Annotated in this window: 25 protein-coding genes and 4 tRNA genes; 7 read left to right on the top strand and 22 right to left on the bottom strand. The window is 53.8% G+C overall.

Annotation, left to right across the window (positions count from 1 at the left end; all coding sequences use genetic code 11):
* Positions 1–28: 28 nt before the first annotated feature.
* The 12 genes from rplL to HS100_10045 all read right to left on the bottom strand — a co-directional run bounded on the left by rplL (position 29) and on the right by HS100_10045 (position 5498).
* Positions 29–412: a 50S ribosomal protein L7/L12 gene (rplL, locus tag HS100_10100; GenBank protein MBE7434257.1), complete on the bottom strand. Its 384-nt coding sequence runs from the start codon at positions 410–412 to the stop codon at positions 29–31.
* A 70-nt stretch (positions 413–482) separates the two neighbouring features.
* The gene (locus HS100_10095; protein ID MBE7434256.1) at positions 483–1013 is read right to left on the bottom strand and encodes a 50S ribosomal protein L10; all 531 of its coding nucleotides are present in this window, start codon (positions 1011–1013) and stop codon (positions 483–485) included.
* Positions 1014–1235: 222 nt separating this feature from the next.
* Positions 1236–1949 (bottom strand): 50S ribosomal protein L1, encoded by a 714-nt coding sequence (locus HS100_10090; protein MBE7434255.1) that lies wholly within the window; start codon positions 1947–1949, stop codon positions 1236–1238.
* A 50-nt stretch (positions 1950–1999) separates the two neighbouring features.
* Positions 2000–2425, bottom strand: coding sequence for a 50S ribosomal protein L11 (rplK, locus tag HS100_10085; protein ID MBE7434254.1), 426 nt, complete (start codon positions 2423–2425; stop codon positions 2000–2002).
* Between the two features lie 131 nt (positions 2426–2556).
* Positions 2557–3249 carry a transcription termination/antitermination protein NusG gene (gene nusG, locus HS100_10080; protein MBE7434253.1) on the bottom strand — a complete coding sequence of 231 codons (693 nt, stop codon included), beginning with the start codon at positions 3247–3249 and terminating at the stop codon, positions 2557–2559.
* 18 nt (positions 3250–3267) lie between these two features.
* Positions 3268–3444: a preprotein translocase subunit SecE gene (secE, locus tag HS100_10075; GenBank protein MBE7434252.1), complete on the bottom strand. Its 177-nt coding sequence runs from the start codon at positions 3442–3444 to the stop codon at positions 3268–3270.
* 101 nt (positions 3445–3545) lie between these two features.
* Positions 3546–3618, bottom strand: a tRNA-Trp gene (locus HS100_10070).
* 37 nt (positions 3619–3655) lie between these two features.
* Positions 3656–3826, bottom strand: coding sequence for a 50S ribosomal protein L33 (gene rpmG, locus HS100_10065; protein MBE7434251.1), 171 nt, complete (start codon positions 3824–3826; stop codon positions 3656–3658).
* 98 nt (positions 3827–3924) lie between these two features.
* Positions 3925–5124, bottom strand: coding sequence for an elongation factor Tu (gene tuf / locus HS100_10060; protein ID MBE7434250.1), 1200 nt, complete (start codon positions 5122–5124; stop codon positions 3925–3927).
* Between the two features lie 44 nt (positions 5125–5168).
* Positions 5169–5241: transfer RNA gene (locus HS100_10055), tRNA-Thr, on the bottom strand.
* Between the two features lie 51 nt (positions 5242–5292).
* Positions 5293–5375, bottom strand: a tRNA-Tyr gene (locus HS100_10050).
* Positions 5376–5425: 50 nt separating this feature from the next.
* Positions 5426–5498: transfer RNA gene (locus HS100_10045), tRNA-Thr, on the bottom strand.
* Positions 5499–5639: 141 nt separating this feature from the next.
* Between HS100_10045 and HS100_10040 the strand changes: the two genes are divergently transcribed.
* Together HS100_10040 and HS100_10035 are read left to right on the top strand one after the other, a co-directional pair.
* A complete protein-coding gene (locus HS100_10040) occupies positions 5640–6428 on the top strand; it encodes a hypothetical protein (GenBank protein ID MBE7434249.1) in 789 nt (262 codons plus the stop codon).
* Positions 6429–6443: 15 nt separating this feature from the next.
* A complete protein-coding gene (locus HS100_10035) occupies positions 6444–6680 on the top strand; it encodes a hypothetical protein (GenBank protein MBE7434248.1) in 237 nt (78 codons plus the stop codon).
* A gap of 90 nt (positions 6681–6770) precedes the next feature.
* Here the strand turns inward: HS100_10035 and acpS are convergent, their stop codons facing one another.
* The 4 genes from acpS to HS100_10015 are packed head-to-tail and all read right to left on the bottom strand — an operon-like array spanning position 6771 to position 10649.
* Positions 6771–7142, bottom strand: a complete 372-nt coding sequence (acpS, locus tag HS100_10030) for a holo-ACP synthase (GenBank protein MBE7434247.1) — start codon at positions 7140–7142, stop codon at positions 6771–6773.
* A 27-nt stretch (positions 7143–7169) separates the two neighbouring features.
* Positions 7170–8444 (bottom strand): insulinase family protein, encoded by a 1275-nt coding sequence (locus HS100_10025; protein MBE7434246.1) that lies wholly within the window; start codon positions 8442–8444, stop codon positions 7170–7172.
* Positions 8445–9704 carry an insulinase family protein gene (locus HS100_10020; protein MBE7434245.1) on the bottom strand — a complete coding sequence of 420 codons (1260 nt, stop codon included), beginning with the start codon at positions 9702–9704 and terminating at the stop codon, positions 8445–8447.
* A gap of 57 nt (positions 9705–9761) precedes the next feature.
* Positions 9762–10649, bottom strand: a complete 888-nt coding sequence (locus HS100_10015; GenBank protein ID MBE7434244.1) for a hypothetical protein — start codon at positions 10647–10649, stop codon at positions 9762–9764.
* Positions 10650–10814: 165 nt separating this feature from the next.
* Between HS100_10015 and HS100_10010 the strand changes: the two genes are divergently transcribed.
* Together HS100_10010 and HS100_10005 are read left to right on the top strand one after the other, a co-directional pair.
* The gene (locus HS100_10010) at positions 10815–12125 is read left to right on the top strand and encodes an FAD-dependent oxidoreductase (protein MBE7434243.1); all 1311 of its coding nucleotides are present in this window, start codon (positions 10815–10817) and stop codon (positions 12123–12125) included.
* A 39-nt stretch (positions 12126–12164) separates the two neighbouring features.
* On the top strand, positions 12165–12737 hold the full coding sequence (locus HS100_10005) for a class I SAM-dependent methyltransferase (GenBank protein MBE7434242.1): 573 nt from the start codon (positions 12165–12167) through the stop codon (positions 12735–12737).
* Between the two features lie 16 nt (positions 12738–12753).
* Here HS100_10005 and HS100_10000 read toward each other — a convergent pair whose 3' ends face one another.
* Complete coding sequence (locus HS100_10000; protein ID MBE7434241.1) at positions 12754–13266, bottom strand: hypothetical protein; 513 nt, start codon at positions 13264–13266, stop codon at positions 12754–12756.
* A 274-nt stretch (positions 13267–13540) separates the two neighbouring features.
* Here HS100_10000 and HS100_09995 point away from each other — a divergent pair, with 274 nt between their 5' ends.
* Positions 13541–14296 carry a hypothetical protein gene (locus tag HS100_09995; protein ID MBE7434240.1) on the top strand — a complete coding sequence of 252 codons (756 nt, stop codon included), beginning with the start codon at positions 13541–13543 and terminating at the stop codon, positions 14294–14296.
* A gap of 106 nt (positions 14297–14402) precedes the next feature.
* Here HS100_09995 and HS100_09990 read toward each other — a convergent pair whose 3' ends face one another.
* From HS100_09990 to HS100_09970, 5 genes are all read right to left on the bottom strand, one after another.
* Positions 14403–14612, bottom strand: coding sequence for a cold-shock protein (locus tag HS100_09990; GenBank protein MBE7434239.1), 210 nt, complete (start codon positions 14610–14612; stop codon positions 14403–14405).
* A 168-nt stretch (positions 14613–14780) separates the two neighbouring features.
* Positions 14781–15266 (bottom strand): nitroreductase family deazaflavin-dependent oxidoreductase, encoded by a 486-nt coding sequence (locus HS100_09985; GenBank protein ID MBE7434238.1) that lies wholly within the window; start codon positions 15264–15266, stop codon positions 14781–14783.
* 3 nt (positions 15267–15269) lie between these two features.
* Positions 15270–15707 carry a D-tyrosyl-tRNA(Tyr) deacylase gene (locus HS100_09980; protein MBE7434237.1) on the bottom strand — a complete coding sequence of 146 codons (438 nt, stop codon included), beginning with the start codon at positions 15705–15707 and terminating at the stop codon, positions 15270–15272.
* Between the two features lie 67 nt (positions 15708–15774).
* Positions 15775–16761 (bottom strand): tryptophan--tRNA ligase, encoded by a 987-nt coding sequence (gene trpS / locus HS100_09975; GenBank protein MBE7434236.1) that lies wholly within the window; start codon positions 16759–16761, stop codon positions 15775–15777.
* 89 nt (positions 16762–16850) lie between these two features.
* Positions 16851–17036 (bottom strand): SelT/SelW/SelH family protein, encoded by a 186-nt coding sequence (locus HS100_09970; GenBank protein ID MBE7434235.1) that lies wholly within the window; start codon positions 17034–17036, stop codon positions 16851–16853.
* A 215-nt stretch (positions 17037–17251) separates the two neighbouring features.
* Here HS100_09970 and HS100_09965 point away from each other — a divergent pair, with 215 nt between their 5' ends.
* Positions 17252–17518: a zinc ribbon domain-containing protein gene (locus HS100_09965; GenBank protein MBE7434234.1), complete on the top strand. Its 267-nt coding sequence runs from the start codon at positions 17252–17254 to the stop codon at positions 17516–17518.
* Between the two features lie 54 nt (positions 17519–17572).
* Positions 17573–18223 carry a hypothetical protein gene (locus HS100_09960; protein ID MBE7434233.1) on the top strand — a complete coding sequence of 217 codons (651 nt, stop codon included), beginning with the start codon at positions 17573–17575 and terminating at the stop codon, positions 18221–18223.
* The last annotated feature ends 12 nt before the right edge of the window (positions 18224–18235 follow it).

Genomic DNA, 18235 nt, shown 5'->3' with positions numbered 1-18235 from the left:
CATCTTTTGCTTGCATTTTTGAAAGGGTTTACTCGACGACGATCTGGGCGCCGGCTTCTTCGAGTTTCTTCTTGGCGTCCATGGCGGCCTCCTTGCCTACACCAGTGAGGACCTTGGAGCCACCGGCTTCGGCGAGCGCTTTGGCTTCGCCGAGACCGAGGCTGGTCAACTGGCGGATGACCTTGATGACGTCGATCTTTTTGGCGCCTGCATCCTTGATGACCACATCGAACTCGGTCTTCTCTTCCACGGGTTCGGCGGCGGCAGCGCCAGCCCCGGCGACGGCGGCGACAGCCACGGGAGCGGCGGCGGAAACGCCCCACTTTTCTTCGAGCATTTTCACGAGGTCAGCCGCCTCGAGAACGGAAAGGGTGGAAAGTTCATCCACGAGTTTTGCGAGTTTGTCAGACATTGGTTAGCACTCCTAGCTAAGAAACGGTTTGTGTAATTCAAAGTTGCGAGATGGACTCGCTTCGGTAAAATTAGGCAACTGCCGGCGCGCTTTCGGTGCGCGCTTTAATGACGGCAGCCAATCCACGCGCGGGCTCTGCGAGCGTGCGGACGAGTTTGCCAGCCGGAGCCTGCAAAACGCCGAGTAGCGTCGCACGCATGACGGGCAGTGGCGGCAGGTCAGATAATGCCTTGACCTGGGCGGAGTTCATAGCCTTGCCAGCCATGAAACCGCCTTTGACCTTTACGAATTCGTTGCCTTTTGTTGCATCGGTCAGGGCTTTTGCCGTGGAAGCGGGGTCTGCGAACGCGAACGAAACAGCCGTGGATTTGACCAGCAGGTCGCCGGGCACATCCCATCCGTTATCCGCAAAAACGCGGCGGACAAGCGTGTTCTTGACCACATGGAATTCACCGCCGGATTCGCGGATCTTTGCGCGGAGATTATCGAGCGATTTCATGTTCGCGCCAGTATATTCCACGAGAATCACTGCCTGGCTGCGCTTGACCCAGTCGTTGTACTGGGCAATCACCTCTTCCTTGCGTTGTTTTGAAATTGCCAAAGGGTTCACCTCCTTTCAAAAAAGTCTTTGCCACTCTCGCAGGCAAAGACTTTTTCGCACTCCCTCACGGGAGAACAGCGCGGAGGCGCTGGAATATGCTACTGGGTCCTCACCTGAGCAGGATATTAAGTTCCCGCAGCGGTCACATACATCGCACAACCTTCTGCTGAAACGCCCGCCGTCATTGGCGAAGTGGTTTACTCGGAATTAACGGATATCTTGCTATCCGGCTCCTTCAATATGTTCGCCCGGGTCGACCTTTACGCCCGGGCCCATGGTGGAGGCAACCGTAATGCGCTTGATAAAGTTGCCTTTTGCGCCGGAAGGGCGGGACTTGTTGATCGCCTCCATCAGCGCCACGTAATTCTCATACAATTTCTGCGCATCGAAAGATGCCTTGCCGATTGTGACGTGAATATTGTTGCTCTTATCGAGACGATATTCCACGCGGCCCGCTTTTGCTTCCTTGATGGCGCGTTCGATATCCTGCGCAGGGACGACGGTCCCGGCTTTGGGATTCGGCATCAAACCACGCGGACCGAGCACGCGACCGAGGCGGCCGACCTTGCCCATCGCGTCGGGGGTGGCGATGGCCACATCGAAATCCAACAAGCCGCCCTCGATCTTCTTCAGTGACTCATCGTCGTCCGCGACAAAATCCGCGCCGCCAGCTCGTGCCGCCGCAGCGCCTTCTCCCTGGGCAAATACCAATACGCGAACGGTCTTTCCCAATCCGTGCGGAAGCACAACCACATCGCGCAATTGCTGGTCCGACTGGCGTGAATCAAGCGTCGTGCGCATATGGACTTCGATGGTCGAATCGAATTTGGTAATGCTCGTCTCTTTTGCGAGAGCCACCGCTTCTTGTGCGGGATAGATCTTGTCGATATCGACCTTGGCGAGAGCTGCCAGATATTTCTTTCCGTGTCTAGTCATTTTATCCTCCGTGGTAATAACGGACAGCGCAAAGCCGTCCTCCCACAAATTTAGTCAACCACCGTAATACCCATCGAGCGGGCGGTGCCTTCGATCTGCAACATCGCGCCTTCGAGGTTGATCGCATTGAGATCTTTCATCTTCAACTCGGCGATCTCCCTGATCTGGGCGCGGGTCACTTTGCCAACTTTGTCCTTGTTCGGCGTGCCGGAGCCCTTCTCCACTTTGGCAGCCTTGCGTAACAACACCGCAGCGGGCGACGTGCGAAGCACGAAAGTGAAGGAGCCATCGGTATAGATCGTGATCTCCGCCGGGAGAATTTCACCAGGGCGGCTCGATGTGCGCGCGTTGTACTCCTTGCAGAATGCCATGATATTGATGCCATGGCTCGCCAACGCGGGACCCACCGGGGGCGCGGGATTTGCTTTTCCAGCCTCGAGCTGGAGACGTACGACTGCTTTCAGTTTCTTTGCCATTTCAATTTTCTCCTTGCCTGCACCTGCAATGCAGGAACAGGTGTGGTTTTAGCGGGTCATTCTGGGAGACCCTCCCACCGCATCAGACTCGATCCGAGCCTGCTACTGTCCATTTGGTTTTTCTTACACTGCTACGACTTCTCGACCTGCAGAAAGTCCAGTTCCACTGGCGTTTCGCGCCCGAAGAAACTGACCATCACGCGCACCTTGCTGCGCTCCATATCGATCTCGGAGACCACGCCGCGGAAGTCGTTGAATGGTCCATCGATGATGCGGACACGTTCGCCCTGCTTAAACGTGACCTTGACCGTGGGCGAATCGGCTTCGGTGCGCTTGACGATCTGAGCAACCTCCTCGGGACGAAGCGGTGTAGGCGAATTTCCCATGCCCACGAAACCGGTCACGCCCGGCGTATTGCGCACCACATACCAGGACTCTTCCGAGAGGACCATGTTCACAAGAACGTAACCGGGAAAGATATGGCGCTCGACCGTGCGGCGTTTGCCATCCTTCACCTCGATCTCTTCCTGCATGGGGATGAATACATCGAAGATCCTATCCTTCATGCCCATTGTTTCGATGCGCTGTTCGAGGTTGTGACGGACTTTGTTCTCGTAGCCCGAGTAACAATGGATCACAAACCATGCAGGTCCCTCGACAGTGGATTCAACGGGAGGAAGGTTCGAGGGGAGTTTCGTTTCGGGCGCGGAGACAGGCTCAGGTTCCGGATTGGAATCGAAACTTTCCGCCGGAGCATTCTGCTCTGCGGACTGTTCATCCTTCGGTTCCTGTTCGATCTGCTCTTGCGGTTCCGGTAAGTCCATCTCAATTTCTCAATTCGACTAGATCGCGAGGATCAGGTTCAACAATTCTCCGGCGAGGAAATCCACACCGGCGAGGAAGAGCCCGACAGCGACCATCACAAGCAACACGAGTCCGGTCAGGCGGCGCGCTTCGGGCCAGGTGGGCCAGCTTACTTTGCGGAGTTCGCCCGTCGTCTCGCGGAAGTACCGCTGGATGGCGTTCTCTTGTTTCTTGACTTTCTTCGCTTTCTCAGCCAAGGGTTTGCTCCTTCGGGTTTTTACGGCTAAAACGCCGCTGGGCGCGGCGTTGCCTTAGGCAGGCCAGGTAGGACTTGAACCCACAACCGCTCGTTTTGGAGACGAGAGCTCTGCCAATTGAGCCACTGGCCTAGGTTGTAGAGGCGAGGTACCCCTCACCTCTACCGAACTACTTCGTTTCGCGATGGACCGTATGTTTCTTGCAACGGCCGCAATATTTCTTGAATTCCAACCGGTTCGGATCGTTTCGGCGATTCTTCTCGGTAGTGTAGTTACGCTCCTTGCAGTCGTTGCACTGAAGAGTGATCACCGGTCGGACGTCTTTCTTCTTTGAAGCCATTTTACAACCTTGCTTTCTACCGATGTTACCCTGAACGGAGTGAAGGATCCTTCGTTAACTCGGGAATTCTTCGCTACGCCCAAAATGACATCTCAAAATTACGCGATGATCTTGGTGACGACACCGGCGCCGACGGTCAGACCGCCTTCACGGATGGCGAACTTCGAGCCCTGCTCCAACGCCACCGGCACGATCAACTCCACTTCCAGGTTCACGTTGTCGCCCGGCATCACCATCTCCACGCCGTCCGGCAGCTTGATGTCGCCCGTCACATCCATCGTGCGAATGTAGAACTGCGGTCGATACCCAGAGAAGAATGCCTTGTGACGCCCGCCCTCTTCCTTCTTCAACACGTACACCTCCGCCAGGAACTTCTTGTGCGGCGTCACCGAGCCCGGCTTCACCAGCACCTGTCCGCGCTCCACGTCCGTGCGTTCGATGCCGCGCAGCAGGATGCCCGCGTTGTCGCCCGCCACCACTTCGTCCAACTCCTTGTGGAACATCTCGGTGCCCGTGATGACACTGCTCTTCGTCTCGCGCAAACCCACGATCTCAATCGCGTCGCCCTTCTTGGCGACGCCGCGGTCCACCCGTCCGGTCACCACCGTCCCGCGCCCCTTGATCGAGAACACGTCCTCCACCGCCATCATGAACGGCTTGTCCTTGTCGCGCTTCGGTTCCGGGATGTATTCATCCACCACCCGCAGCAACTCCTTGATGCAGGCATATTCCGGCGCGTTCGGGTCGGTCGAGGTGCTGTCCAGCGCGTTCTTGGCGCTGCCGCGCACGATCGGGGTCGTGTCGCCCGGGAAGCCGTAGCTCGAGAGCAGTTCGCGCAGTTCCAACTCGACCAGTTCGAGCAGCTCCGGGTCGTCCATCATGTCGACCTTGTTCAGGAACACGACAATACTCGGCACTTCCACCTGGCGCGCCAAAAGCACGTGTTCGCGGGTCTGCGGCATTGGTCCATCCGGAGCCGCCACCACCAGGATCGCGCCGTCCACCTGCGCCGCGCCCGTGATCATGTTCTTGATGTAGTCGCGGTGTCCCGGCATGTCCACGTGGGCGTAGTGCCGCTTGTCCGTCTGGTATTCGACATGCGCAATGTTGATCGTGATCCCGCGCGCTTTCTCTTCCGGCGCATTGTCGATCTGATCATACGCTTTGAATTCCGCCTGCCCGGCGAAACCCGCCACTTTCGTGATCGCAGCCGTCAGCGTCGTCTTGCCGTGGTCGATGTGCCCCATCGTCCCTACGTTCAGATGCGGCTTGCTCCTGTCAAACTTTCCTTTCGCCATATTTCGCTCTCCTTATTGATATCAAAAATGCTTTTCAGCAACTGAGCCCTCAACGAGATTTGAACCCGTGACCTCACCCTTACCAAGGGTGTGCTCTGCCAGCTGAGCTATGAGGGCATTACGCGCTGTTTTCCCCGATTTGGGGAGCACCAGCACACGCTGATGCAGTGGGCAGTGAAGGATTCGAACCTCCGAAGTCTTCTGACAACTGATTTACAGTCAGTCCCCTTTGGCCACTTGGGTAACTGCCCTCGCTTTATTCTTCATTCAATCACCGACATCTTCTCAATCGGCAACTCAGAGCCGACGACGAGAATCGAACTCGTAACCGCCCGCTTACAAGGCGGGTGCTCTGCCGATTGAGCTACGTCGGCAAGTCGATAAGCGGACAGATTATACCAAAACAACCCCGAGCGTCAAGCGGTTTTACCGGCAACGGATTTGATATGAAAGACAAAAACTGACCCCTTGACAGCGAAATTGGTCTGGTTTATTATTAGAACAAAAGTTCTAATATGAATGATACCGATCAACTCAACCTGATGCTAAATGCATTGGCAGAAATCATGGAAGAAGAAAAGGGAAAAAAGGTTTCGCCTCCGACTCCGCCCGCGCAGGCTTTGCCAAACCTCGGCAGAGTCCTTGCCGGAATCTCCCCCCTCCCACACGAGGCGATCTTCCTTGGCATGGCAAATGACGGGTTGCCGGTCCTGCTCAATTTGTACGACCCGGTTCCGGGTCCGATTTTGATCGCGGGGGATTCGTCCAGCGGTAAGACACGCCTCTTGAAGACCATTGCCCGCGGGACGGACATCCTTCATTCGCCGTCCTCCGTTCAATATGGGATCATATCGAGCAATCCCGACGAGTGGAAAGACCTGTACGGAAGCGAAAACAATGCCGGGATCTATCATTCCAACGAAGAAAACGCGGTTGAACTCCTGCAATCCCTTGTTACTTGGGCACATAACAACAAAGGCGAAGGGCAATGCATTCTCCTGTTCATAGACGATCTGGGTTCGATAACCAGCCTGAATGATCAGGCGAAGCAAAACCTGCGCTGGCTTCTCCTTCGCGGTCCCAGCCGCCACGTTTGGACCTTCGCCACCATTAATGCCAACCGCGTAAAAGACCAATTGGAATGGCTGGAGTTCTTCCGTACGCGACTGTTTGGCGTTGTCGAAGACGCGGAGATGGCAAAAATGCTTACCGGCAATTCTCTGCTCAATCACCTGGCTCCCGGCGAGTTTGCCATGCGCGAAGGCGATCAATTGCTTAAGTTCTGGCTCCCCTCAATCGAATAAAGAAAGGCAAGTTCTATGCACACCGGACTCTTATGGTACGACAATGATCCGCGCACGACCCTGAGCGTGAAGATCCAAAAAGCGATGGATTATTACAACAAAAAATTCGGGCGTAAACCAGACCTGTGTCTTGTGCATCCGAGCATGATGGAAGGCGGCAAGGTCCATTTCGAACTTGGAAAATTGATCATCCGTCCCTATCGCCCAGTAATGCCCGGGCATTTTTGGATCGGCGTCGAAGATCAAAAGTAAGAATCATCCCCCGTCAAGCCGAGATATGGAAATTCCTTTCGCCGCCATATCTCCTTGTGCCCTCCTGCAAACTGGCGTGCAGGAGGGTTTTTATTTTTCGCCGATAGCAACCACAAATGCAATCGCCATTTTTTCCGCATGGCTCAAACTGATCGACCAGGTTACAAGTCCCATTTTCTTTGCCAGCCTCTCTCCCTCCCTGCTCAGGATCAAATAAGGTGCTTTCATCTCATCAGAGCGGACTTCGATATCAAGCCAGCTGACAAGGCCGATGCCGCAGCCAAGCGCTTTTGCCACCGCTTCTTTTGCTGCAAAACGTACAGCAAGAGAAGATATTCGCCCATTACATTCCTTCTGTTCGTTATCGGTATAAACTCGATTCAAAAATCGTTCCCCATGCCGCTCGATTGCCTCGGCTATCCGGTTGATCTCGATCAAGTCAACGCCAGTTCGTAAGTTCATTTTACGCTTCGCTCACCGTTATTGCTTTCACGGTCCTGCTGTCGCGATGACAAGACGTTCCGGATCGATGTATTTCCCTGCCACGTCGACAACATCGGTGCGAGTGACTTTGCGCACCAAACTTTCATAACGCTGATAGTAATCCATCCCCAGGTCGTATCGGTGGATATTGAGAATTGCGCTTACCATGCCGCCGTTCGAATCGAGCGTCAATGGCAGGCGTCCGATGAAATTTGCCTGGCTGTCCGCAAGTTCTTCCTTTGTCACTCCGTTCTTTACAAAGCGCTTAAGTTCCTTCTCGATCAAGTCGAGAGCTTTCTTTAGGTTCTTTGGGTTGACCCCAGCGGCCACCTCCCAACTTCCAGGTCCGATTCCCGAATGCAAACTGGAATAGGCATAATAAGCCAGACCGGCTTTTTCACGCACTGCATCGCCGATGCGCCCCATCATTCCAAACTGACCCAGCACCGAATTCCCAAGCGACGCCGCCATGTGATCGGGGCTTTTACGATTCGGCCCAATCGTTCCAACCACGAGATCAGATTGTGACTTGCCTGGAATTGCATGATGTTTTGTGATGAGTTTTTTCAACGGTTTCAGCGGAGGAAGTGCAGGCGGCTCTTTCTGACCCGGAACCGACCAGCCTCCCATGACCTTCTCCACCGCTTCAACCGCCTTCCTCGGTTGGATCGCGCCGACGATAGCAATGACCAGGCCGCGAGGTCCGAAGTGGAGGCGGTGAAATGATTCCAAATCATCCCGCGTGATCGCCTGAACCGTTTCCACGAACCCATCGGTTGGCTTACCGTAGGGATGATCGGCATAGAGGAATTTCTCGAAGAGAAGGTCCGCCATATCAGAGGTATCCTGCGCGCGCAGGGCAAGGCCTGTGAGCAGCTGCGCGCGCAAGCGTTCGACTTCATCTTTCGGGAAACCCGGAGCGCGCAGGGATTCTGACAATAGATTTAGCAGAAGTGGTAGATCTTCCACGAGCGCCCGTCCGCCGAAGTTGACATTGTGGACACCGGAATCAAAACCGAGGCTCGCTCCGACAGATTCAAGCTCATTGTAAATATCATCGAAGGTTCTCTTTTGCGTGCCGCGCATCAGCATGCTGGTGACAAAATCTGCCAGACCAAGTTTATCGTCTGTCTCGGAGATGGAACCGGCGGGCAAATACCCGCCAATATTGACCGATGGGCTGTTGAAGTTGGAACGCGCCAGAACGGTAATTCCGTTCGGTAAAGTAACCTGATACACATCTTCCGGGCTCGGGAAGGAGGATTTTGTTTTTGCCGCCATCTAGTTTGCCTTCCCTGCCGGGACATAAGCCCCAACCACGCGTTTATTTTGTTGAAAGTACGTCTGAGCCACGCGCTGGACGTCGTCTGGAGTCACCTTTGCGAGTTTATCCAAATACGTAGTGTACCAACTGTAATCGGAGAACATCGAGGTGTACCCCATCCAAAAAGCCTGATGCGTGATGTTCTCGCTGCCGTAGGCAAAAACCGCCCGAGCTTGTTTGACCGCGCGATGGATCTCCGCTTCAGGCGCGGGTTCATCCTGCATTTTTTTGATTTCATCGTCCAGCGCGGCGAGGGCTTTCTCCGGTTTCACATCCGGGCGATGCACGATGGTGAAACGATAAAGGAACGGATCGATCGTCGACTCGGACCAGCCGGAAACATCCACGGCAAGGCTTGTATCCACCAGAGCTCGGTAAAGGCGGCAGGTTTTATAAGAAAGCCCGCTTGCGCCATTGAGCAAACTTTCGAGCACTTGAAGCGGAAAGTAATCCGGATGGGTGGCGTTCGGAAACGGATAGGCGATTTGCGTGAATGCAGTCTCGCCGGGACCTTCCACTGTCAACTGAAGTTCTCCTTTTCGTTCAGGTTCAGGTCGGGCGAGGCGCGGCGGGATGTTCCCTCTGGGAATCGGCTCGAATAATTCCTTGATGCGTTTGAGCATGGATCTGGTGTCGAAATCCCCCGCCACTGAAAGGACGGCGTTGTTCGGAACGTAAAAAGCGCGATAGTGATCGAACAAATCATCGCGTGTGATGGAGCGCAGATCGGCCATGTCGCCGATGATCTCGTGATGATAGGGATGCACGCGGAAGGATGCGTTTTGTACCGCCTCCCCCAGCAGGAACATCGGCTCGTTCTCGGAGCCTTCGCGTTCCGAGATGATGACCGTCCGTTCGGAGGCAACCTCCTTTGGGTCGAAAAGACTCCTGGTCATTCGGTCCGCTTCGAGCCGCAAGGCAAGATCGATCTTGGCCCCGGGCATGGTTTCATAATAACGGGTGGAATCACGTGAAGTGGAGGCGTTCCATCGCCCGCCGTCGCGGGAGATGGCTTTGTCCAGCATGCCGCCGGGAAATTTTTTCGTTCCTTTGAACAGCATATGCTCGGTCCAATGAGAGATGCCGGTCCTGCCAGTCGATTCGTCTCGTGAGCCGACCCTGTACCAGATCCACGACGAGATAATTGGCGCGGTGTGAATCTCCTTGAGCATGACCTTCATGCCGTTCTTCAACTGGACCTGGGTAACGTTTTTCATTTAACTCCAAAGTAAGTTATGAGATTGCTTCGTCGTTCCTCGTATGGACAAGGGAGCCTACGGACAGATCGGCTGACCATCCATATTCACAGCCTCCGGATTGACCACACAGTAAATGGGTTGGATGACTTCCTGCAAGCCGACAAAGGGTTCGTTCAATGAAGTGGCGCTGAGTGGAATATTCACCGGCACGTTCAAGGTAACGGGAACCTGTTTATCGACTGGAACGGTGAGATTCAATGTGATGGGCAGGACGGTCCCCTGTGGCAGGACAATGGTCGTATTCGCCTGGGTGATGTTTAAGCCGCCGGTATTTACTGTGACCAATGCGTTCGTAATCGTGACGTTTTCACTAAGGGTGACATCAGTTGGTTGGTTCAGTTGCAAGTCAAACTTGACAGGGATCATGGCGTCCACGACGACGTTCGTCTGGATGCTGGCACGTTCCATCTTCTCGAAATTGGAATACAGACCGGAAGGTAAACTCATCAATGCAGTGCCCGCGCTCATCACCTTTTGCATGTCGAGTTTAAGGCGATAAACGCTGACGACCAGAATGATCAGGATGATCGTCATTATGATGTTGATGGTCAGCGAGATGGTGCTTGCCGTTGTCCAGAGGCGGGGACCCCAAACGGAGTTCCAAGCCCCGGGGGACGAATCAATTTCCGGGCTGGATTCTGAGGCGGGTGGAAGGGCTTGAGAATCCTGGCCGGGAGATTCAGTCGAACCGTTTTTCATTGTCTTCGGAGCGGCTTCCACCTTTTTGGGGAGAGAACTTATGGCACCGCCTTTCTCCGCATTTTTGCGCGGCAGGGAGGTGAGGGGGTGCTTACCATCGTCCATCTTTACCTCTTTCCTGGGCAGGCGTGAAAGGGGAATAAAACTCGCGATGAGTTTGCGGAATTTTTCCACAGGATCATCATTTTTCGGCTCTTCTGTCATGGCGGCTCCTGTTCGACCCGTTACATTTGTCATGTAATCTTAACATAATTGGACGGTAGCGGCTTGATTCGTTGTAAGATGAAAGAGTGATGGGGCAGACTTGTGAGAGTGTCCGTTTTCAAATATAATGCGATGGTTTGCGTCCAATTTCAAGGAGGAACGACCGTGGAGAATCAATTTTCTGTTGCAGTGATCGGTGCGGGACCGGCTGGGATATTCGGTGCGCGTGAACTTGCGAACAATAATGTGCGCGTCACGCTTCTTAACCGGGACATCAAGGCTGGCGGTCTTGCCGAGTACGGTATTTATCTGGAAAAGCACACCATGAAAGAAGGGTTGAGGAAGCAGTTTCGACAGGCGCTGGACCTGCCAAATCTTGATTATTATGGAAATGTCGTCGTCAGCGAAAAGGGTGACTTTACCCTCGATCAGATCCGGGCACTTGGGTTCGATGCGGTGCTGGTTTCGGCAGGTGCGCAAGGGACCAAGAGCCTCGGGCTGCCCGGCGAGGAACTGGAAGGGGTCTATCACGCCAAGGATGTCGTCTATCATTACAATAAACTGCCGCCATTCAGCCAGCGCAAGTTCCGTTTTGGAAAACGTTGCGCAATCATCGGCGCGGGAAACGTGATGGTCGACATTGCGCGCTTCCTTATCAATCACCAGAAAGCCGAGGAAGTCACTGCCGTGGTGCGGCGCGGACCCGCTGAAGTGAACTTTACCAAAGATGAGATGAAGCATTTGATCACCTACCTCGACCATGCCGAGTTCGAGAACGAAATGAAACGCGTCCTCCCGGTTCTCGAAGCGATCAAACAGGACCCGGAGATCGGACGCCACAAAGTGTTGGATGCGCTTGCCAAGGCGGATCCCAAAACTGAGAATGCAAAATTCCATTTCGACTTCCTTGCTTCGCCCACCGGCATGATCGGTGAAAACGGAAAACTGGTCAAACTAGAAGTGGAAGATAACATCCTCACCGAACGAGATGGAAAGACAAGCGCAAAAGGCACGGGCGTCAAACGCACCATCGAAGTGGACACGGTCATCTTCGCCATTGGCGACCAGGTGGATGCGAACTTCGGCCTGCCGGTCGAGTGGGGCGAATTCGTCAAGAACAAGGAACCGAATTTCCCCGTGGATGGCATTTCCTATGAATCGCCCATCGAAGGCGTATTCGTCGGCGGCTGGTCGCGCAAGGCAAGCGAAGGGCTGGTCGGTTACGCGCGTAAGGACGGCACGAACGCAGCCAAGGCGGTCCTGCAGTATCTCCAGACGAAAACCCCCGCAAAGCTCAACCCGGAGAGTGTTGCCCAAAAGATCAAGGCTATTTCCAAGCCGGTCATCACAAAAGAAGACCTCAAACGACTGGAGGCAGTTGAAGCAGAGGAAGCCAAAAAGCGCGGGCTTGAAGAATTCAAGTTCGCCAGCAATGACGAGATGTTGCAAGCGATGGGTCTGATCGAAACGGTTTGACCATACACCCCTCTCCCGAGCGGAGAGGGGAAAATTTTTATGAAACTATCCACGACCGAATTCCGCGCCATGCAATCCCTGCCCCGCAAATGGGGCCAGCGTTTTTTCGAACTCCCCATGTTCAAACGCATGGGGCTTGACCTGCGGGATAAAGATGTCCTCGAGATCGGCTGTGGCTCTGGTTATGGCGCCTTTCTACTTTCCTCCCTGTCGCCAAAAAGTTATATCGGCCTCGACGTGATGGAGGAACAGATCGACCTGGCGAAGAAGCAGTATCCGCAATTTCAATTCATCGTGCAAGGCGCGGAAGACCTCAGCCGATTCGCCGACGCCAACAATGATGTTGTGATCATCTTCGGCGTCCTGCACCATATCCCCGAATGGCGAAAAGCCATCGATGAGATCGTCCGTGTGCTAAAACCGGGCGGTAGCCTTTTCCTTGAAGAACCCCGCGGTATGGACGTGAAAGCCTTCGATGCGCTGTTCCGCTGGGGACATCCCGACACCGATTTCGGACTCAAAGCCCTTGAATCGCATCTGACTCAGCGGAACCTGGTCATACGATCCAGGCAGTGGACTCCGCTGCTGACGATGTATCACGCAGTAAAGTAAAGCGGGAATCCCTTCTTTAGCAGCCGATCCGCCCGATCAAAGTAATATATCCTGTCGTCTCATACAGACTGGGGTGCTCATTCTCTTCCTTCAAATAATCAGCCAGCAGGGGTTTCAGGGGATAATACGTGAATCGATAACAAGCTTCCGCTTCCATTTTGTTCCACGTATCCTTCGAGAGCCCAAAGACGTAATACTTCTCTCCGTCGGTGGTTTCGACGACATATTCGGTGCAATACGAATCATTGCATTTGACCACTCTTTCCATTTTCTCGATCACGCGGACGCTGATGGTCTTGTCTCCGTTCTGATAGGTATTGAACGTTGCGACCGAAGTCGCAACCCCAAAGATCAGCAATAAGACACTGACGCACCCGAAAGAGTGTCGTTTAAGAAAACTCTCCCTTCGGGTGCGCCTGGGAAGGTAGTTGAGCAGCAACCCCCCAAAACCAAGAACGAAGAAAAAACCGACCATAAACAGGCTGCCCGAAAATGCCTTGAACGACGAAGCGGTATAAATTACATCCATGCTCTCTCTCCAATAAAGTTATTCGATGCACCCATTCTCAGCAAGCCTTGTGAACTTCGCCCCGGGAAAGCGTGGTATTGTCAGCGAAATGCGTTTTCCATGACCGCCCATTAATGACAGCGAGATGGGGTGCCTCACGGGTGCGCTTCCCATCTTAAGCGTCATACCGATTACAGGCAACACCCCAATGGTGGGATGCTCCAATTCGATACCCAAGCCGCCGGGAACCATCGTAAAATATCATCCTGGTTCCTCGCAACGATATGGAATACCTATGAAACGAGACTTGTTTTTTAGCAAACCGCTAATCAACGCGGCGGGATCGCTGGGTTTCGTCCCAGACCTCCGAGGTCTTAAAAACCTCGGAGGTCTCGAACTTGGCGCGTTCGTGACGAATCCCGTCTCCCTTCGCCCCCGTGTAGCGACCCTCCACCCATCTTTGGTCGAGTTCCCTGGAGGATTCCTCCTCCATACAGGTTTACCCAACCCGGGCTTTCACTCAGTACTAAAGAAATTTTCCGCCAAATGGAATCGCGCCGAACTGCCGATCATCGTCCACCTCATGGCGGATCGGCCCGAGGAAACCCAAAACATGGTGCGCGAGTTGGAGACTGTGGAAAATGTAATGGCGGTCCAACTCGGTTTTGCGCCTCTGCTGGCAGATGACATCATTCTATTGAATCTGGAGATGTGTTTGGGAGAAATTCCGCTCATCTTTGCGCTTCCGCACGAACAGGTATTGACCTTGGGGCGTCCACTGATGGACGGCGGGGCTAGCGCGATCAGCATCGCGCCGCCAAGGGGGGCACTTTACGACAGAACTGGAGATTTGATCACTGGAAGGATGTACGGACAATCGCTGTTTCCACGTTCATTGGATATCGTCAGATCGGCAGGGATGATCGGGCTGCCGGTCATCGGGTCGGGCGGCGTGTGGTCGCACGCGGATGTCGAGTCCATGCTCACGGCGGGGGCAATGGCTGTCGAGGTGGATGCCCGGCTTTGGGTCCCGGGTGAAGCGATGCCATAGAGTAGATGAAGGTCTGAGGGGAGAAAAAATAATCGATCAGGAAAAGTCCGGTTTCGAAAAGAAAAAAGAGCCCCGTCTCACGACGAGGCTCTTTCATCAGGTTCGATTAAAGAACCACAACATCCGCGGCTTGCAAGCCTTTGGGACCCTGTTCGATGGTAAATTCCACCTTCTGTCCCTCTTGCAGGTTCTTGAAGCCATCACCGCGAATGGCGGAAAAGTGGACGAAGACGTCGGGACCGCCTTCACGCTCGATGAAACCGTAGCCTTTGGTTCCATTGAACCACTTCACCGTGCCGATGATACGTTCAGCCATATTTGCCTCCTGAGCAAAAGTAAAGAATTGGGTGACGCAGTTGTGTTCATCGGGTGGTAAAAAAATACGGCTCAGGTCTTGCTTTGAGCCGTTGTCTTCTTCCTTCCGCAACGAAAACCTCTTGCATCCTTCAAGGCTTAATTTATCATGAAATTCTAATCTTGGCAATCATTTCACCGGCTCGAGGAGGATGACCGGAATGCGACGAGGCGCGGCTCTTTCCTTGTATTTTTCATACCCGGCATAGTGATCCACGGCCAACTGCCAAAACCTCTCATGCTCCTCGCCTTCCGCTTCACGCGCGACGTAATCCAGATACTCTCCATTGACCCGGACCCTGCACTTGGGCGTATTCAGCAAATTAAAATACCATTTCGGGTGATGCGGGCGCCCAAAGTTCGAAGCGATGAGGGCAAATTTCTCCTCACAGGCGATGGCGATAAGGATAAGATCGATCACCCTGCCCGATTTCGCGCCAACCATGGATACATGGACGATATTCCATCCCGCCAGTTCCGAGAGGGTTTGCCTGCCTCTTGTCAATTTGAGAAAGAATTTATCGATTGCAACGGTATGTGGAGCCAACAGTTCAGTCACAGGGCGGATCATCAAGATGCGGTGAATCTGACGCTGTATAAAGTTGGGCCGCTTCATGGATTATTTCTCGAGCCAGATCGTGACAGGTCCGTCGTTGTGGATCTCGACCTCCATGTGCGCGCCAAACTTCCCAGTTTGAGTTGGAACGTCGTGTGAACGAAGGAGCTCGACGAATCGATTCACCAGCGGTTCGGCAGCAGCGGGCAAAGCGGCGTCGATGAAGGAAGGGCGTCGTCCTTTGCGCGTGTCTGCATAGAGTGTGAACTGCGAAACAACGATAACCTCCCCTTTGACATCCAAAACCGAAAGGTTGGTCTTGCCCTGCTCGTCCTCGAATATCCGTAAATTGGCTGTCTTTTCGGCGAGGAATCGGGCAGAATCTTCCCCATCGCCGTGACCGACGCCCAATAAAATCAACAGACCTTTTCCGATGCTGGAAATGGTCTGTCCTTCGACGATAACGCTGGCTTTGGATACTCGCTGGATAAGAACGCGCATGTGAGGAAAATAGATCGGTAAATTGGCAGGTCGTCGAAAACCAACTTGCCAATTCCCAATGTATCACTTACGGTAGTTTCATCGCCTCGCGGACTTCCGCCATCGTCGCTTGCGCAATGGCACGGGCGCGTTTACCGCCATGGTCAAGAACATCCTGCACTTCGGATGGCTTGGCTTCAAACGCAGCGCGTCTGGCGCGGAAGGGTTCCAGATGTTTATTAAGATTGGCAGCAAAACGCAGTTTGCAATCCACGCAGCCGATGCCCGCTTTGCGGCATTCGATGTTGATCATGTCCACTTCTTCCTGCGGAGAGAATATCCTATGCATCGTGAACACGTTACAGATATCTGGATTGCCGGGATCGGACTTGCGCTGGCGTGCCGGGTCGGTGACCATCTCACGCACACGTTTGACGGTCTCTTCGGGGGCGAGCGCCAGTTCGATATGATTATTAAGACTTTTGCTCATCTTCTCTTTCCCATCGATGCCGAGGACTTTCTTCACTTCTGTGTGCTTGACCTGCGGTTCGATCAACGCCTTAGTATTGAAGCGATAATTGAACGAGCGGACGGTCTCGCGCGCAAACTCGATGTGCGGAGCCTGGTCAATGCCGACGGGGACGATATCGGTTTTATAAAGAACAATATCGGCGGTCATCAATACGGGGTAGCCGAGCAAACCGTAGTTTACATTTTCCGGCTGTTGGCGCACCTTTTCCTTGAAGGTTGGCAGGTCGGTCAGTTTACCGAGCGGGGTGACCATTGAAAGATAGGTGTGCAGTTCCATCACTTCGGGCACATGCGACTGCACGAACAAAATCGAATCTTCCGGGCGAATCCCCGCCGCAAGCCAATCGAGCGCCATTTCAAAGGTGTTTTTGCGAAGCTCCTGCGTGGTTTCCACTGTCGTCAACGCATGGACGTCCACGATGCAATAGACGCAATCGTAGTCGGTCTGCAATTCCACATAGTTTTGGATCGCCCCAAGATAATTCCCCAAATGCTGGCGGCCGGTGGGGCGTGCGCCAGAAAACACTCGTCCTTTTATTGCCATTCGTATTCCTTAGTTTGTATTGTAGGTCAGGATTCTCGCCCGACAAAATTTTGAATTAACCCATGGGGTATGGCAAGCCCGCCCTATGGTTAATCAACCATCTTCGAGATGAGACCGAGAATCTCCCCTGCCTCGGCATGACGCTTGGTCTGCAATTTGGAGTAGATCAACTTCCCGTTCGCGCTGACCTCGAACCTGCCTTCGCCCGAGGGGACAAGAATCAGCGCCTCGATGACATGCTCGTAATTCTTCAGCAACTCGTCTGCCAGGCTCACGGCCCGGCCCGTGTAATGTCAGACTGCGCAGTAGACGATCTCGATCTTCAACATTTTTTACTCCAGAAGACCTGACGGGCATTTGAAACCCGTCAGGTCTGTAATATAAGAAAATTATAACATGCCACTTGTTCAGGCTTGCCACGTCCATCCATGCACGCTATAATGCCTCCAACGTAACCAGGTAATTAAAGAAAGAAGCAAGGAGAGCACGTATGCCCGTCTATACCTATCGATGCGAGAATTGCGGAGTGCAATTCGAACGCCAGCAATCCTTCACCGATGCGCCGTTGAAGACCTGCCCCGAATGCCGCAAGAAAGCACTTAAAAAGATCATCACCCCCACCAAGATCATCTTCAAGGGATCCGGATTCTACGCCACCGACCACAAATCGCGCTCGGGAGAGAGTACTACTTCGAAAAAATCCTCGACGGAAAGTAAACCCGAAACCAAGCCCTCCCCTGAAAAATCGGAAAGCTAGGAAACCACTGGCGCGGCGCCATCGCCGCGCTTTTTTTAACCAAGGAGAAATCGCATGTCAATGGAAGATATCCTCAAGGTGCTCGTCAATTCCCGTCAGCAAGGCGGCATGCCCAGCCAGAGCTCAGACCCAATGACCGACCTGATCGGCGGCTTGCTTGGCGGAGGTCAACCACAAATGCCAGGAGCGGGTCAACAGGGTGGATTGGGTAACATGATGGGCATGCTCGAAATGTTCATGGGAGGGAATCAGCCCGGGTCCATGAGCCAGCCCATGGCGGGGAGCAATCCGCTCATGATGCTGCTGCAGCCTTTCGTCGCGAAACTCGCCAAAAAGATGAACATCCCGCCCGAGATCGCCATGGTTGTCGTCTCCCTCGTGGCGCATAAATTACTGGCGCATCACCCCACATCGGGGCGTGATTCGAATACCTTCGACCTCGACGATATGCTCACTCAGATGGGTTCCGGCAAGGTCGATCCGAACATCCTTTATCAGAGCGGCATGATCAATGAATTGACCAGACGCACAGGCATGAACGAAGCCGATGCGGAAAAAGCGCTCAATACAACTTTGAGTATGTTCGGTAAAAATATCGGGAGCGGCATGAAGCCAGCCAGGACATCCAGGTCAAGCGGCGCGGCTTCGGCTGGCAGGTCTTTAAGGTCAACCGGAATTAAAGGCGGGAAGAAGATCAAACGCTAGCCCGGACGTTAT

The sequence above is a fragment of the Anaerolineales bacterium genome (assembly GCA_015075725.1).
Lineage (GTDB): Bacteria > Chloroflexota > Anaerolineae > Anaerolineales > Villigracilaceae > Villigracilis.
This window is presented reverse-complemented; position numbering and strand designations above follow the sequence as displayed.

Coding starts and splice junctions, on each gene's coding strand:
- rplL (MBE7434257.1), bottom strand. CDS start 412: ATGTCTGACAAACTCGCAAAACTCGTGGATGAACTTTCCACCCTTTCC.
- HS100_10090 (MBE7434255.1), bottom strand. CDS start 1,949: ATGACTAGACACGGAAAGAAATATCTGGCAGCTCTCGCCAAGGTCGAT.
- rplK (MBE7434254.1), bottom strand. CDS start 2,425: ATGGCAAAGAAACTGAAAGCAGTCGTACGTCTCCAGCTCGAGGCTGGA.
- nusG (MBE7434253.1), bottom strand. CDS start 3,249: ATGGACTTACCGGAACCGCAAGAGCAGATCGAACAGGAACCGAAGGAT.
- rpmG (MBE7434251.1), bottom strand. CDS start 3,826: ATGGCTTCAAAGAAGAAAGACGTCCGACCGGTGATCACTCTTCAGTGC.
- tuf (MBE7434250.1), bottom strand. CDS start 5,124: ATGGCGAAAGGAAAGTTTGACAGGAGCAAGCCGCATCTGAACGTAGGG.
- HS100_10040 (MBE7434249.1), top strand. CDS start 5,640: ATGAATGATACCGATCAACTCAACCTGATGCTAAATGCATTGGCAGAA.
- HS100_10035 (MBE7434248.1), top strand. CDS start 6,444: ATGCACACCGGACTCTTATGGTACGACAATGATCCGCGCACGACCCTG.
- acpS (MBE7434247.1), bottom strand. CDS start 7,142: ATGAACTTACGAACTGGCGTTGACTTGATCGAGATCAACCGGATAGCC.
- HS100_10025 (MBE7434246.1), bottom strand. CDS start 8,444: ATGGCGGCAAAAACAAAATCCTCCTTCCCGAGCCCGGAAGATGTGTAT.
- HS100_10020 (MBE7434245.1), bottom strand. CDS start 9,704: ATGAAAAACGTTACCCAGGTCCAGTTGAAGAACGGCATGAAGGTCATG.
- HS100_10015 (MBE7434244.1), bottom strand. CDS start 10,649: ATGACAGAAGAGCCGAAAAATGATGATCCTGTGGAAAAATTCCGCAAA.
- HS100_10005 (MBE7434242.1), top strand. CDS start 12,165: ATGAAACTATCCACGACCGAATTCCGCGCCATGCAATCCCTGCCCCGC.
- HS100_10000 (MBE7434241.1), bottom strand. CDS start 13,266: ATGGATGTAATTTATACCGCTTCGTCGTTCAAGGCATTTTCGGGCAGC.
- HS100_09995 (MBE7434240.1), top strand. CDS start 13,541: ATGAAACGAGACTTGTTTTTTAGCAAACCGCTAATCAACGCGGCGGGA.
- HS100_09990 (MBE7434239.1), bottom strand. CDS start 14,612: ATGGCTGAACGTATCATCGGCACGGTGAAGTGGTTCAATGGAACCAAA.
- HS100_09985 (MBE7434238.1), bottom strand. CDS start 15,266: ATGAAGCGGCCCAACTTTATACAGCGTCAGATTCACCGCATCTTGATG.
- HS100_09980 (MBE7434237.1), bottom strand. CDS start 15,707: ATGCGCGTTCTTATCCAGCGAGTATCCAAAGCCAGCGTTATCGTCGAA.
- trpS (MBE7434236.1), bottom strand. CDS start 16,761: ATGGCAATAAAAGGACGAGTGTTTTCTGGCGCACGCCCCACCGGCCGC.
- HS100_09965 (MBE7434234.1), top strand. CDS start 17,252: ATGCCCGTCTATACCTATCGATGCGAGAATTGCGGAGTGCAATTCGAA.
- HS100_09960 (MBE7434233.1), top strand. CDS start 17,573: ATGTCAATGGAAGATATCCTCAAGGTGCTCGTCAATTCCCGTCAGCAA.